Source organism: Pseudomonas sp. GW821-FHT04C07 (genome assembly GCF_059420325.1).
Genome location: NZ_JBWKTM010000012.1, coordinates 195,208 through 209,988, shown reverse-complemented (window position 1 = coordinate 209,988; position 14,781 = coordinate 195,208). Strand labels below are relative to the sequence as shown.

Below are 14,781 nucleotides of genomic sequence, written 5' to 3'. Positions count from 1 at the left end.
CAAGAAGTCAGCGCAGGAGGGACATGAAAGTGAGGTCGATAGTGTCCTGTCGGCCTTGTATCCACCCTCTATTCCTTCTGCGTGCGGGAGTCTATGGCATATGGCATTGCATGCCGTGAGCCAGGACACCTCATGATTAAGGATTGCGGGCGGATGGCGTTCTATCTTAGGGATCACCGTATGTTGAAAAAAATGAACACGGCTCTGCTGGGCCTTGCGATGTCGATGACGCTCGTGCCCGCTCACGCGGCCGAGGCAAAAAAAGTGGATGTGCTACTCATTGGCGGCGGCATCATGAGTTCGACCCTGGGGGTTGGGCTCAATGAACTCGAACCCGGCTGGTCGATGGAAATGGTTGAACGCCTCGATGGCGTCGCCCAGGAAAGCTCGAACGGCTGGAACAATGCCGGTACCGGCCATTCTGCCCTGGCTGAGTTGAACTACACGCCAGAAGACAAGAATGGCAAGGTCGATATCTCCAAGGCCATTGAAATCAATGAGTTCTTCCAGATCACGCGTCAATTCTGGGCATGGCAAGTCAATAACAACGTCCTGAAGAATCCCCATTCCTTCATCAACTCCACGCCGCACATGAGCTTCTTGTGGGGCGATGACAATATCCAGTTCTTGAAGAAGCGCTACGACGCTCTCCAGACCAGTCCTCTGTTCGGGGGCATGCAGTATTCCGAAGACCCGGAACAAATCAAGAAATGGGTTCCGCTGATGATGGAAGGACGTGACCCGAAGCAAAAGGTCGCGGCTACCTGGACCCCAATCGGTACGGATGTCAATTTCGGCGAGATCACACGCCAGTTCGTCGGGTATCTGCAAACCAAGCCTAACTTCAACCTGAAGCTTTCGAGTGAAGTGCAAGACATCACGCGCAATAAAGACGGTTCCTGGCGTGTTTCCTACAAGAACCTGAAAGACGGCTCTGAAACCCAAACTGACGCCAAGTTCGTGTTTATTGGCGCGGGCGGCGGTGCACTGCATCTGCTGCAGAAGTCGGGCATTCCTGAAGCCAAGGAATATGCAGGCTTCCCGGTAGGCGGCTCCTTCCTGGTGACCGATAACCCGGCGATCGCTGAACAGCATATGGCCAAGGCTTATGGCAAGGCTTCCGTTGGCGCACCGCCCATGTCGGTCCCGCACCTGGATACCCGCGTGCTGGATGGCAAGCGCGTGATCCTGTTTGGCCCTTTCGCGACCTTCTCCACGAAGTTCCTGAAAGAAGGCTCCTACTTCGATCTGCTGACGAGCACGACCGCACACAACATCTGGCCTATGACCAAGGTCGGCATCGAGCAATATCCATTGGTTGAATACCTGGCCGGCCAGCTCATGCTGTCGGATGATGACCGCTTCAATGCCCTGAAGGAATACTTCCCCAACGCCAAGAAGGAAGACTGGCGTCTGTGGCAAGCAGGCCAGCGTGTCCAGATCATCAAGCGCGATGAGGAAAAGGGCGGCGTACTGAAACTGGGAACCCAGGTTGTCAGCTCCCAGGACGGCAGCATTGCAGGTTTGCTGGGTGCATCGCCAGGCGCGTCTACCGCGGTTCCGATCATGCTGAACGTGCTTGAGAGCGTGTTCAAGGACAAGGTCGCCACCCCTGCCTGGCAGGAGAAGCTGCATCAGATCATTCCGAGTTACGGTACCAAGCTCAACGATAGCGCCGATCGCGTTCATCAAGAGTGGGCGTATACCAGTCAAGTCCTCCAACTTAATCCCCCACCCGTGATCGATCAGGCGGGTGCTCCACAAAACCCGGCTCCAGTTCAGGCGAAACCTCAGCACGAGAGTAATCCCGCAGCTGATATGGCCCTGTAAAATGAAGCCCCACCAAACACAGTTTGGTGGGGCTTCTACACGGCTGGCACTATTCAAAGACTGGAGGGAAATATTCCTCAGGGCTTTGCGCTCCGGATCTGCGATCCAGGCTCACATTTTTCCAGTGCAGTTCAAAAATCTCACCACGACGCATAGCGGTCGATTTCGCTTTCGATCATGCGCGCGCAGGCTTGGGTGTCGGTTTTGGTTTCGAAGGTTTGGCGTCGGACTGGATAGCCCATACGGCGGACTTGCGCTTCCCATTGATACTCGCCGCGATTCCTGATTGTTGCCATTTCGACCATTCCCGCCACGTTCACGTGTGGAAAAATTCTGGCAAAAACGACTTTCAGGACCAAGACAGGTTTCTGTCAGGAGCGCTACTCCCTTGTCATGCAAGGGAAAGAAGATGGTGCACCAGGCGGGATTCGAACCCACGACCCCTGCCTTCGGAGGGCAGTACTCTATCCAGCTGAGCTACTGGTGCAGTGCGGGCGCCATGATACTCATATGCATCGCGGGCGTCCATGCCGCTGAATCGCCTGATTTTTCTGGGCCGCTATACGGCCGTTTGCTACGTTGATCAGAAAATTTCAGCAAAAGCGGCGTTTTCGTTCTTTTTTTCGAACAACCTATTGTCCTTTACCCCCTTTGATCCTAGGATTCGTTTGAGATTTCAAACGCTCTTGTCTGGGTGCTGAACCGCGCGAGTTTCATTATGTGCGCTATTTATGTGCTTCGGCCCGGTGAATGAATTTCCTGACGGCAGCCCTTGAGGCGCCTTTCTACAATCAATAATTCGCTCCGCTCCGCGCGGTGCTGTTAAGGAAAAGCCCACATGCAGCTCAAAGACACCCAGTTGTTCCGCCAGCAAGCCTATATCGATGGCGCTTGGGTCGATGCGGACAATGGTCAGACGATCATGGTTAACAACCCGGCAACGGGCGAAATTCTGGGTACGGTGCCGAAAATGGGTGCTGCCGAAACCCGTCGTGCCATCGAAGCTGCTGACAAAGCGCTGCCGGCCTGGCGTGCACTGACCGCCAAAGAGCGTGCGAACAAGCTGCGTCGCTGGTTCGAACTGTTGATTGAAAACCAGGACGACCTCGGTCGCCTGATGACCCTCGAGCAAGGCAAGCCATTGGCCGAAGCCAAAGGCGAAATCGTTTACGCCGCGTCGTTCATCGAGTGGTTCGCCGAAGAAGCCAAGCGCATTTACGGTGACGTGATTCCTGGCCACCAGCCGGACAAGCGCCTGATCGTGATCAAGCAGCCGATTGGTGTCACCGCCGCGATCACCCCGTGGAACTTCCCGGCCGCGATGATCACCCGTAAAGCCGGCCCGGCTCTGGCCGCCGGTTGCACCATGGTGATCAAACCTGCTTCGCAAACCCCGTTCTCCGCTCTGGCGCTGGTTGAGCTGGCACACCGTGCCGGTATCCCGAAAGGCGTGCTGAGCGTGGTCACCGGCAGCGCTGGCGATATCGGCGGCGAGCTGACCAGCAACCCGATCGTACGCAAACTGTCCTTCACCGGCTCGACCGAAATCGGTCGTCAGCTGATGGCTGAATGCGCCAAGGACATCAAGAAAGTTTCCCTGGAACTGGGCGGCAACGCGCCGTTCATCGTGTTCGACGATGCCGATCTGGATAAGGCAGTCGAAGGCGCGATCATTTCCAAGTACCGCAACAATGGTCAGACCTGCGTCTGCGCTAACCGTCTGTACATTCAGGATTCGGTCTACGACGCGTTCGCCGAAAAGCTGAAAGTGGCTGTGGCCAAGCTGAAAATCGGTAACGGTCTGGAAGACGGCACCACCACCGGTCCCCTGATCGACGAAAAAGCCGTGGCCAAGGTTCAGGAGCACATTGCTGACGCCCTCAGCAAAGGCGCGACCCTGCTGGCCGGTGGCAAGGTCATGGAAGGTAACTTCTTTGAACCGACCATCCTGACTAACGTGCCGAAAAGTGCCGCTGTGGCGAAGGAAGAAACCTTCGGTCCATTGGCGCCACTGTTCCGCTTCAAAGACGAAGCCGAAGTGATCGCGATGTCCAACGACACCGAGTTCGGTCTGGCCTCGTATTTCTATGCTCGTGACCTGGGTCGTGTGTTCCGTGTGGCTGAAGCCCTGGAATACGGCATGGTCGGCGTCAACACCGGGTTGATCTCCAACGAAGTCGCGCCGTTCGGCGGCATCAAGGCCTCGGGCCTGGGCCGTGAAGGCTCCAAGTACGGCATCGAAGATTACCTGGAAATCAAATACCTCTGCCTGGGCATCTAACCCCGGCAAAGCGTTGAGCGGAGAGGGGCACGAGAGCGCTGTCCCTTTCTGGTTTCAAACGATTTTTCTCTGTGGCCGGGAACGCTGTGGCAGTCGATCATCGCATGCTGCCGTAGTTGCCTCCCCGTCACGTATTCCTTGGACCACGCCGACCGATGAGCGGCGAATGAGGACATTATGAGCAAGACGAACGCTTCCCTGATGAAACGCCGTGAAGCCGCTGTACCACGCGGTGTTGGCCAGATTCACCCGATCTTCGCCGAGTCGGCGAAGAACGCCACCGTGACCGACGTTGAAGGTCGTGAGTTCATCGACTTCGCGGGCGGCATCGCGGTACTCAATACCGGTCACCTGCACCCGAAAGTTATCGCAGCCGTGACCGCGCAGCTGAACAAGCTGACTCACACCTGCTTTCAGGTTCTGGCCTACGAGCCGTACGTGGAACTGTGCGAAAAGATTAACGCCAAGGTTCCGGGTGACTTCGCCAAGAAAACCCTGCTGGTCACCACCGGTTCCGAAGCTGTCGAAAACGCTGTGAAAATCGCTCGTGCCGCCACTGGCCGTGCTGGCGTGATTGCCTTCACCGGCGCTTACCACGGTCGCACCATGATGACCCTGGGCCTGACCGGTAAAGTCGTGCCTTACTCGGCCGGCATGGGTCTGATGCCAGGCGGCATCTTCCGCGCGCTGTACCCGAACGAACTGCATGGCGTGAGCATCGACGATTCGATCGCCAGCATCGAGCGCATCTTCAAGAACGACGCCGAGCCTCGTGACATCGCTGCGATCATCATCGAGCCAGTCCAGGGCGAAGGCGGTTTCTACGTCGCGCCGAAGGCGTTCATGGCCCGTCTGCGTGCCCTGTGCGACCAGCACGGCATTCTGTTGATCGCTGACGAAGTGCAAACCGGCGCAGGCCGTACCGGCACTTTCTTCGCCATGGAACAGATGGGCGTCGCTGCCGACCTGACCACCTTCGCCAAATCCATCGCTGGCGGCTTCCCGTTGGCCGGTGTTTGCGGCAAGGCTGAGTACATGGATGCCATCGCTCCAGGCGGCTTGGGCGGCACCTACGCGGGTAGCCCGATTGCTTGCGCTGCGGCTTTGGCCGTGATGGAAGTGTTCGAAGAAGAGCACCTGCTGGATCGTTGCAAAGCGGTCGGCGAGCGTCTGGTGACTGGCCTGAAGGCCATTCAGGCCAAATACCCGGTCATCGGCGAAGTGCGTGCACTGGGCGCGATGATCGCGGTCGAGCTGTTCGAAAACGGCGACAGCCACAAGCCGAACGCCGCTGCTGTGGCTCAGGTTGTGGCCAAGGCACGTGACAAGGGGCTGATCCTGCTGTCGTGCGGTACTTACGGCAACGTGTTGCGCGTACTGGTGCCTCTGACTTCGCCGGACGAGCAACTGGACAAAGGTCTGGCAATCATTGAAGAGTGCTTCTCTGAGCTCTGATTGCAGTCTGTGATCTGATCGACAAAAAACCCGCTTCGGCGGGTTTTTTTATGGGTTTGTCGGCGCACCCCGGTTTTTGCGCTGTATCGAAGTGCCCGCCTTGGCTAAGGTGCGAGCATTGCCTTTGGAGCGTGCAGATGACTGCGGTTGATTTACCTGCTGTACCACGAGTGTTGATTGCCGAGGCGGACCCTTGGTCTCGTGACCTGCTCAAACAGGTGTTGTTGAACGTGCGCTGCGACGCCAGGCTGGATGTGTGTGCTGACGGGCAAGAGGCGCTGGAGCTTTTGAGCGAAACCCCTTATGACCTGGTGATCGCCGATTGGGAGTTGTCGGGCGTCGATGGCCTTGGCTTGCTGCGTAGCGTGCGTCAGCGTCGGCGTAACCCAGTGCTGCCGTTTATCCTCATGAGCAGCCGCAATGACAGCGCCAGCGTGCGTGAGGTCTTGCCGTTGGCGCCTACGGCTTATTTGACCAAGCCCTTGAACATGGAAAGCCTGAGCCAGCGTCTGCAGGATCTGCTGCTGAGCGCAGGTCAGTCAGTCTCGTGTGAGCCTGCGGCGTTGGCGCCTGGCATGAGCTTGTCGGTTTTTCTTGAGCACCGACGTGAAGTGTCTGATGGCGCGCCATTGCTGGCCGACGTGCAGTTGGCGATCAAACGCAGTCTCAACCCGGACGGGCTGGACCTGAAACGGCTGGAAGAGGAAGTCCGCACTGATCCGCAAATTACTGCGGTGCTGATCGCCGCTGCCAATAGTGCTGCGCAGCATCATGGCGACTCTGTGCAGACCCTGTCCCAGGCGCTGCACAGGCTGGGCACTGGACAAAGCATGAACCTGATTCTCGGCCTGGCGCTAAAGCGCAGTGCCCGCCTCAGTGACCCCGCGCTGGTCGATTACGCTGAGCGTTATTGGGAGCTGTCGCTGCACACGGCGCAATACGGTCGTACGCTCGCGCGCTTGCTGGACCTGGATCAGGAGCGCTGCTATTGCGCCGGCATGCTGCATCGCCTGGGTGATCTGGCGTTGCTGCGGTGCTTGCAAGAATGGAAGCAGGCTGGCGGCGAGCTGGATGATCAAGAACAGATCGGCGACGCGCTCGAAGCGTTCGGCGCCGCCTACGGATCGGCACTGCGCACGCGCTGGCGTTTACCGCTGGAGCTGCGCGAGCTGATCGCGGCGGTCTACCAGCTCGGTGGCGGGGTGTATTCGCGCGAAGCGCTGGTAATGAATATCTCGGCACAACTGGCCCGCCTGAGGCCTTCAGAGGGTCTTGAGAATATCGCCAAAAGCAAGACTGCACGCTTGCTCAAGATTGGGCTGCCGGAACTTGTGCGGCTACGCAAAGGCTAAAAGATCGCAGTCTGCGGCAGCGACGCAGAACCTGTAGGACGAGCCGGGCGAAGCTCACCGCGAAACAACCCGGTTCCTGCTCTGACGCTTGGCCTCATACATCGCCGGGGCGCAAGACCGCACGGCCACTTTGGGTGGCGAATTATTCCTTGATATAGGGGGGGCAGCCAGGTTCCGCAGGGTGCGCCCGCAAACGGGGCGCACCGATCAACGGTGTCAGGCGGAGGCGGGGCGCAACGAGTAGGTTTTCAACTGGTGGGCGAAGTCGCGCAGCGATTGAATCCCGCTGGCTTCGGCTTCGTGAACCCACTCCTTGATCGCAGCCAGCATGTCATGACCATTGGAACTGGTCTTGACCCAGATCTGTTGCAAGGCAAGGCGTTTCTCGTAAATTACCTTCAGCGCCTGGCTGTGTTCGAGCATGGTCTGAATGCGCAGGTGGTGCTTGTCATCCAGCAGGCTGGTTTCTCGCGAGAGCAGACGTTTTGCCCGGTGGAACTGGTGACGGACCGAGTGATCGACCTTTTCCAGTTCTTGTTTGACCAGCGGTGCGATGACCAATTTGCGGTACTGGGCCATGATCTGGAAGCGATTGTTGAGGATCGCCATGGCAGTGTCCATGTCCAGATGGCCTTTACCTTCGACCCGGTGGGCGATCGGCGCGACCCGCTGAACCTTGGCCAGACGCAGGAAACTGAAGACCTGGATCCAGGCCCAGCCGAGGTCGAACTCCCATTTCTTCACTGACAGTTTGGCGGAGTTAGGGTAGGTGTGATGGTTGTTGTGCAGTTCTTCGCCACCGACCAGGATGCCCCAGGGCACCAGATTGGTCGCCGCGTCGCGACATTCGAAGTTACGGTAGCCGACGGCGTGGCCCAGACCGTTGATGACGCCGGCGGCCCAGACCGGAATCCACATCATCTGGATCGCCCAGACGGTGATGCCGATGGTGCCGAACAGCAGCAGGTCGATGACGCCCATGATCGCCACGCCCAGCAGCGGGTAGCGGGTGTAGAGGTTGCGTTCGATCCAGTCGTCCGGGCAGTTCTTGCCATAGATGCGCAGCGTCTCGGGGTTTTCGGCTTCAGCGCGATACAGCTCGGCGCCCTTGCGCAAAACGGTGGAGAGACCTTTGATCACCGGGCTGTGCGGGTCATCGACGGTTTCGCATTTGGCGTGGTGCTTGCGGTGGATCGCAGTCCACTCGCGGGTGTTCTGCGCCGTGGTCAGCCACAGCCAGAAGCGGAAGAAGTGTTTCAGGCCAGCATTGAGCTCCAGAGAGCGATGGGCTGAATAGCGGTGCAGATAGACCGTGACGCCGACAATGGTCACGTGGGTCATCAACAGGGTGACTGCCACCAGTTGCCAAGGCGACAAGTCGAGAAAACCGTTGTACCACATAGGCTGTATGGCCCTCGATAAAATAAAAAACAGCGAGCGCATTATCCCTCAGCGTACAGATAAAACCAGTCACCCTTTCAGATAAGAGTGGGGGAATGTTTCTTCCGCTATAATCCCTAGCCTTTTGTAGGGATATTGACTGCCTTATGTCAGCTTCTTATCGCGCCGCTCTGCGTGCGGCGCTGCTCTATCTACTGCTGTCTGTTCTCTGGCTGCAGTTCAGTGGTTATTTATTGAACAACTTCTTCGATGAGTCGACCGATCTGGCCCGTGGGCAACTGATCAACGGCTATGTATGGGCAGTGTTCAGTGCCGGACTGATCTTCATTGCCCGTGCACGATTGCTGCGTTTTCTCGGTATCGACGCAACGTTGCGCCACCGCAGTGAGGACCGCGAGCGTTTGCGTCAGGCAGCGGCGGTGTTCGATTGCACTCGCGAGGGGGTGCTGGTCAGTGACCGTCAGGGGCTGATCGTCCATGTGAACCGTGCGTTCATGGAAATTACCGGCTATCAAACTGAAGAAGTGCTTGGCCACCAGCCGAGCATGTTCAAGTCCGGCCATCATCCGCCGACGTTCTATGAGGCGATGTTCAAGTCACTGAAAAGCACCGGCGAATGGAGCGGCGAGATCTGGAACCGGCGAAAAAACGGTGATATTTACCCGCAATGGCAGACCATCCGGGCCATTCGCGATGATCACGGTGGGCTCAGCCATTACGTCGCGGTGTTCTCTGACATCAGCGCGACCAAGGACTCCGAGCATGAGCTGGCCCACCTGGCACATCACGATCCGCTGACCGACCTGCCCAACCGTTTGCTGTTTACCGACCGGGCCGAACAGGCACTGGCCTCGGCGCAGATCCACAAGCGCGGTTGCGCCTTGTTGTTGATCGATCTGGATCACTTCAAGATCATCAACGATAGTCTCGGCCACAACGTCGGCGATCAATTGCTCAAGGCCGTGGCCGAGCGCCTGCAAGGCATGTTCGGCCCCGGGATTACCCTGGCGCGGCTGGGCGGCGACGAGTTTGCCGTGCTGGCCGAAAGTTGCCCGCAATTGATGCAGGCAGCAGCGTTGGCCCAGCGGATCATTGACGGTCTGAAAGAACCGTTCGGATTCAGCGGGCACCAACTCTTCATCAGCGCCAGCATCGGCATCAGCCTGTTCCCCAGCGATGCGTTGAGTGCCGGACAATTGCTGCGTAATGCGGATTCGGCGCTGTTCAAGGCCAAAAGTTGCGGGCGTGAAGGCTATGCCTTGTACACCGAAGAACTCACCGCCCATGCCCAGCACCGGGTGGAGATCGCCGGCCAGTTGCGCCGCGCACTCGAGCAGCAGGAACTGCGGGTTTACTACCAGCCGGTGCATGACTTGCAGTCCAGTCGATTGATTGGCGTCGAGGCCCTGGTGCGCTGGGAGCACCCGGAGCGTGGGCTGGTGGCGCCGGGTGAGTTCATTCCGATTGCCGAACGCACCGGATTGATTGCTGAGATCGACGCCTGGGTTATGCAGCAAGCCTGTCAGCAAATGTGCCAATGGTTGAAGGCAGGAGTGGCGTTGTCGTTCGTCGCGGTAAATGTCTCCAGTCGCCTGTTTGCCCGTCGCGAGCTGTATCAGCAGGTTGCCCAGGTGTTGCACGACACGGGCCTGGATCCGGCATTTCTGGAGCTGGAAGTCACCGAAAGCGCGGTGATGGACGATCCGGAAGTGGCGCTGGAGCAAATGCACCGGCTGCGCGAATTGGGGTTGCGCCTGGCGATCGATGATTTCGGCACCGGCTATTCATCGCTGTTGCGGCTTAAACGGTTGCCGGTTCACAAACTCAAGATCGATCAGGGCTTTGTCGCCGGATTGCCTTGGGATGACGACGATGCGGCCATCGTTCGGGTGATTATCGCCCTTGCGCAAAGCATGGGCATGCAAGTGCACGCCGAAGGCATCGAACAGATAGAGCAGGCGGGATTTCTGCTCGATCATGCCTGTGATCTTGGCCAGGGCTACTGGTTTGGGCGGCCGGTGCCGGCGCAGCAACTGGACTGGGCGAGGGCGCCGGTGATTCGGTAATGACGCTGGCTGAAGAGGCAGTTGATCGTTCCCATGCTCCGCGTGGGAATGCCGCCCGGGACGCTCTGCGTCCGCCGTTGATGTGACGCAGAGCGTCACTGGATGCATTCCCACGCAGGAGCGTGGGAACGATCAACTTTTAATCTTGCCCCCCCAATCCCCCCGCAAACCCGCGCCCCTTCGGCTAATTTATTTTGGTTATATAAAAATTCTTAAATAGTATTTTTAAGAATATAACCGCCTGTCTACTATTGCTCTCACGCCGTAAGCAGTGCCGCCACTGCCGGGCACATCTCATTCAAGGAGCAGCACCATGAGCGCATCTCTACGTAGCGTTGACGGCCAGGACGAAGCAGCCATTTTGCGCGAGATTCAAAGCGCATTGCGCGATCTGCGCTTCGGTGCGGTGGAAATCACCGTGCACAACGCTCAAGTGGTACAGATCGAACGCAAAGAAAAATTCCGTTTGCAGAACCCTGGTAACAAACCGGGCTGAAGCGATTAACAACGTCAAAAGATCATCCGAACGCGGCCCGATTCCAGAATCCATAAGAAAAGCCAGCACCCCCAAGAATTTCAGGAGCTTTCACTATGTCGTCGATTCGCCGTTACGCCCTGGCCGCTCTGGCCAGTGCCGTTTTTGCTGGTTCCGCGGTTGCCAAGGATTATGAGTTGCTCAACGTGTCGTATGACCCGACCCGTGAGCTGTATCAGGATTACAACGCTGAGTTCGTCAGCTTCTGGAAGAAAGATCACTCCGGTGACAACGTCAAAATCCAGCAATCTCACGGTGGCTCGGGCAAACAAGGCCGGGCGGTGATCGATGGTCTGCGTGCTGACGTGGTAACCCTGGCCCTGGCTGGTGATATCGACGAAATCGCCAAGCTCGGCAAGACCCTGCCGGCCGATTGGCAAAAACGCCTGCCGGATGCCAGCACGCCTTACACCTCGACCATCGTGTTCCTGGTGCGCAAGGGCAACCCTAAAGGGATCAAGGACTGGGGCGATCTGACCAAAAATGGCGTTGAAGTGATCACGCCCAACCCGAAAACCTCCGGCGGCGCACGCTGGAACTTCCTTGCCGCCTGGGCCTATGGCCTGAAAGCCGGCGGTAGCGAAGCCAAGGCTCAGGAATACGTCAAAGAACTCTTCAAACACGTTCCGGTGCTGGACACTGGCGCTCGTGGCTCAACCATCACCTTCGTCAACAACGGTCAGGGCGATGTGTTGCTGGCCTGGGAAAACGAAGCGTTCCTGGCGCTGAAAGAAGAGGGTGGCGCTGACAAGTTCGACATCGTCGTACCTTCGCTGTCGATCCTCGCTGAGCCGCCTGTTGCCGTCGTCGACAAGAACGCCGGGAAAAAGGGCAACGAGCAGATCGCCGAAGCCTACCTGAAACACCTGTACAGCCCGGCCGGTCAGGAAATTGCGGCGAAAAACTTCTATCGTCCGCGTGACAAGGACGTGGCCGCCAGGTACGCCAAACAGTTCCCGAAACTGGATCTGGTGACTATCGACAAGGACTTTGGCGGCTGGAAGACTGCCCAACCGAAATTCTTCAATGACGGCGGTGTGTTCGACCAGATCTACACGGCTCAGTAAGGAAAAATTGTAAGAGCGAGCCCGCATTCGTTTGCGGGCTTTGCGTGTCCGTTCAGTCAACCAAGGACTTTTATGTCGCGTCGTATCTCCCCCGTCATACCCGGCTTCGGGCTGACGCTGGGGTACACCTTGGTGTACCTCAGCCTGATTGTGCTCATCCCCCTGGCGGCGATGTTCGTGCATGCCGCTCAACTCACCTGGGATCAGTTCTGGGCAATCATCTCGGCACCACGGGTGCTGGCGGCGTTGAAGCTCAGTTTCGGTACCGCGCTGTATGCCGCGATCATCAACGGCATCATCGGCACGTTGCTGGCCTGGGTACTGGTGCGTTACACCTTTCCCGGCCGCAAGATCATCGACGCGATGATCGATCTGCCGTTCGCGCTGCCGACGGCCGTGGCCGGTATAGCGCTGACTGCGCTGTACACGCCGACCGGGCTGGTGGGCCAGTTCGCTGCCGACCTGGGTTTCAAGATTGCCTACACACCGCTCGGCATCACGCTGGCGCTGACCTTCGTCACCCTGCCGTTTGTGGTGCGTACGGTGCAGCCGGTTCTGGCCGACATTCCCCGTGAAGTCGAAGAAGCCGCCGCCTGCCTGGGTGCCAAGCCGTTGCAGGTGTTTCGCTACATCCTCGTGCCGGCCTTGTTGCCTGCATGGCTGACCGGTTTCGCCCTGGCCTTTGCCCGGGGCGTCGGCGAATACGGATCGGTGATCTTCATTGCTGGCAACATGCCGATGAAAACCGAGATCCTGCCGCTGCTGATCATGGTCAAGCTCGACCAATACGACTACACCGGCGCCACCTCCATCGGTGTGCTGATGCTGGTGGTTTCCTTCGTCCTGTTGCTGCTGATCAACTTGTTGCAGCGGCGCATCGAAACCCCATAAGGAGGCCCGGAATATGTCCAGTTCAACGCTTGCCAGCGCTTCCACGGCCAACGCTGCCCGTCGTGGCAGTGCTGTTTCCCGGCGGATTCTGATCAGCCTCGGCTGGCTGATTTTTGCCCTGTTCCTGCTGCTGCCGCTGTTTATCGTGGTGTCCCAAGGCTTGAAACTTGGCCTGGGTGCATTCTTCACCGCGATCTTCGAGCCGGATGCACTATCGGCCCTGAAACTGACGGTGATCGCCGTGCTGATTTCAGTGCCGCTCAACCTGGTGTTCGGCGTCAGTGCCGCCTGGTGCGTCAGTAAATACTCGTTTCGCGGCAAGAGCATGCTGGTGACCCTGATCGATTTGCCGTTCTCGGTCTCGCCGGTGATCGCAGGTCTGGTCTATGTGCTGATGTTCGGCGCCCAGGGAATCTTTGGCCCGTGGCTACAGGACCACGACATCCAGATTGTCTTCGCCTTGTCGGGCATCGTCCTGGCGACCATCTTCGTCACCGTACCGTTCGTGGCCCGGGAGCTGATCCCGCTGATGCAGGAGCAGGGTACTCAGGAAGAAGAAGCCGCGCGGTTGCTGGGCGCCAACGGCTGGCAGATGTTCTGGCACGTAACGGTGCCGAACATCAAATGGGGGCTGATTTATGGCGTGGTGCTCTGCACTGCGCGGGCGATGGGTGAGTTCGGGGCGGTCTCGGTGGTTTCCGGGCACATCCGCGGGGTAACCAACACCCTGCCGCTGCATGTCGAGATTCTCTATAACGAATACAACCACGTCGCCGCGTTTGCCGTTGCGAGCCTGTTGCTGATCCTGGCGCTCTTCATCCTGCTGCTCAAGCAGTGGAGCGAGAACCGTATTAACCGCCTGCGCGCCAGTGCGGCGGAGGAATAAATCATGTCGATCGAAGTCCGTAATGTCAGCAAGAACTTCCACGCCTTCAAGGCCCTGAACAGCATCAATCTGGACATCCAGAGCGGTGAACTGGTAGCGCTGCTGGGCCCGTCCGGCTGCGGCAAGACCACCTTGCTGCGGATCATCGCCGGCCTCGAAACTCCGGATGAAGGCAACATCGTCTTCCACGGCGAAGACGTCTCCGGCCACGATGTGCGTGATCGCAACGTCGGGTTCGTGTTCCAGCACTACGCCTTGTTCCGTCACATGACGGTGTTCGACAACGTCGCGTTCGGTTTGCGCATGAAGCCGAAAAACCAGCGCCCGACCGAAAGCCAGATCGCGGTCAAAGTCCACGAACTGCTGAACATGGTTCAACTGGACTGGCTCTCCGATCGCTACCCGGAACAGCTCTCCGGCGGTCAGCGTCAACGTATCGCCCTGGCTCGCGCCTTGGCGGTGGAGCCGAAAGTCCTGCTGCTGGACGAACCCTTCGGTGCGCTGGATGCCAAGGTCCGTAAAGAACTGCGCCGCTGGCTGGCGCGGTTGCACGAAGACATCAACCTGACCTCGGTGTTCGTGACCCACGACCAGGAAGAGGCGATGGAAGTCGCCGACCGCATCGTGGTGATGAACAAAGGCGTGATCGAGCAGATTGGCTCACCGGGCGACGTCTACGAAAACCCGGCCAGCGATTTTGTTTATCACTTCCTCGGCGACTCCAACCGCCTGCACATTGGCGAGGACAACCACGTATTGTTCCGCCCCCACGAAGTATCGCTGTCGCGCCATGAGCTGCAAGACCACCACGCCGCTGAAGTGCGCGACATCCGCCCGCTGGGGGCGACTACCCGGGTGACCTTGAAAGTTGAAGGTCAAAGCGAGCTGATCGAAGCTGAAGTGGTGAAAGACCACGACAGCCTGATTGGTCTGGCGCGCGGCGAGACATTGTTCTTCAAACCGAAGGTCTGGCAGAAGGTCGCCAACCTCTAAAAAGGTCATCAGATCGTTTCCACG

The 14,781-nt window shown here is 58.2% G+C and carries 12 protein-coding genes and 1 tRNA gene; 10 read left to right on the top strand and 3 right to left on the bottom strand.

Features of this window, described 5'->3' with window-relative positions; genetic code table 11:
• Nucleotides 1-180: 180 nt before the first annotated feature.
• Nucleotides 181-1,830: a malate dehydrogenase (quinone) gene (gene mqo / locus AC07UI_RS21900; protein ID WP_494994488.1), complete on the top strand. Its 1,650-nt coding sequence runs from the start codon at nt 181-183 to the stop codon at nt 1,828-1,830.
• 140 nt (nt 1,831-1,970) lie between these two features.
• Here mqo and AC07UI_RS21895 read toward each other — a convergent pair whose 3' ends face one another.
• Together AC07UI_RS21895 and AC07UI_RS21890 are read right to left on the bottom strand one after the other, a co-directional pair.
• Entirely contained in the window at nt 1,971-2,189 is a 219-nt protein-coding gene (locus AC07UI_RS21895) for a hypothetical protein (protein WP_494994470.1), read from the bottom strand.
• A gap of 51 nt (nt 2,190-2,240) precedes the next feature.
• Nucleotides 2,241-2,317, bottom strand: a tRNA-Arg gene (locus AC07UI_RS21890).
• A gap of 351 nt (nt 2,318-2,668) precedes the next feature.
• Here AC07UI_RS21890 and gabD point away from each other — a divergent pair.
• From gabD to AC07UI_RS21875, 3 genes are all read left to right on the top strand, one after another.
• The gene (gene gabD / locus AC07UI_RS21885; RefSeq protein WP_494994469.1) at nt 2,669-4,111 is read left to right on the top strand and encodes an NADP-dependent succinate-semialdehyde dehydrogenase; all 1,443 of its coding nucleotides are present in this window, start codon (nt 2,669-2,671) and stop codon (nt 4,109-4,111) included.
• A gap of 177 nt (nt 4,112-4,288) precedes the next feature.
• A complete protein-coding gene (gene gabT / locus AC07UI_RS21880) occupies nt 4,289-5,566 on the top strand; it encodes a 4-aminobutyrate--2-oxoglutarate transaminase (RefSeq protein WP_494994468.1) in 1,278 nt (425 codons plus the stop codon).
• A 137-nt stretch (nt 5,567-5,703) separates the two neighbouring features.
• Complete coding sequence (locus AC07UI_RS21875; RefSeq protein ID WP_494994467.1) at nt 5,704-6,918, top strand: HDOD domain-containing protein; 1,215 nt, start codon at nt 5,704-5,706, stop codon at nt 6,916-6,918.
• A 216-nt stretch (nt 6,919-7,134) separates the two neighbouring features.
• Here the strand turns inward: AC07UI_RS21875 and desA are convergent, their stop codons facing one another.
• A complete protein-coding gene (gene desA, locus AC07UI_RS21870; protein ID WP_494994466.1) occupies nt 7,135-8,319 on the bottom strand; it encodes a delta-9 fatty acid desaturase DesA in 1,185 nt (394 codons plus the stop codon).
• 146 nt (nt 8,320-8,465) lie between these two features.
• Here desA and dibA point away from each other — a divergent pair, with 146 nt between their 5' ends.
• From dibA to AC07UI_RS21840, 6 genes are all read left to right on the top strand, one after another.
• Nucleotides 8,466-10,385: a phosphodiesterase DibA gene (dibA, locus tag AC07UI_RS21865; RefSeq protein ID WP_494994465.1), complete on the top strand. Its 1,920-nt coding sequence runs from the start codon at nt 8,466-8,468 to the stop codon at nt 10,383-10,385.
• A 313-nt stretch (nt 10,386-10,698) separates the two neighbouring features.
• Nucleotides 10,699-10,881 (top strand): sulfur starvation response protein OscA, encoded by a 183-nt coding sequence (gene oscA, locus AC07UI_RS21860; protein ID WP_099229308.1) that lies wholly within the window; start codon nt 10,699-10,701, stop codon nt 10,879-10,881.
• A 95-nt stretch (nt 10,882-10,976) separates the two neighbouring features.
• Nucleotides 10,977-11,987, top strand: coding sequence for a sulfate ABC transporter substrate-binding protein (locus AC07UI_RS21855; RefSeq protein ID WP_494994464.1), 1,011 nt, complete (start codon nt 10,977-10,979; stop codon nt 11,985-11,987).
• A gap of 72 nt (nt 11,988-12,059) precedes the next feature.
• Nucleotides 12,060-12,878, top strand: coding sequence for a sulfate ABC transporter permease subunit CysT (gene cysT, locus AC07UI_RS21850; RefSeq protein WP_483840858.1), 819 nt, complete (start codon nt 12,060-12,062; stop codon nt 12,876-12,878).
• Between the two features lie 13 nt (nt 12,879-12,891).
• A complete protein-coding gene (gene cysW / locus AC07UI_RS21845; RefSeq protein WP_494994463.1) occupies nt 12,892-13,764 on the top strand; it encodes a sulfate ABC transporter permease subunit CysW in 873 nt (290 codons plus the stop codon).
• A 3-nt stretch (nt 13,765-13,767) separates the two neighbouring features.
• On the top strand, nt 13,768-14,757 hold the full coding sequence (locus AC07UI_RS21840) for a sulfate/molybdate ABC transporter ATP-binding protein (RefSeq protein ID WP_494994462.1): 990 nt from the start codon (nt 13,768-13,770) through the stop codon (nt 14,755-14,757).
• The last annotated feature ends 24 nt before the right edge of the window (nt 14,758-14,781 follow it).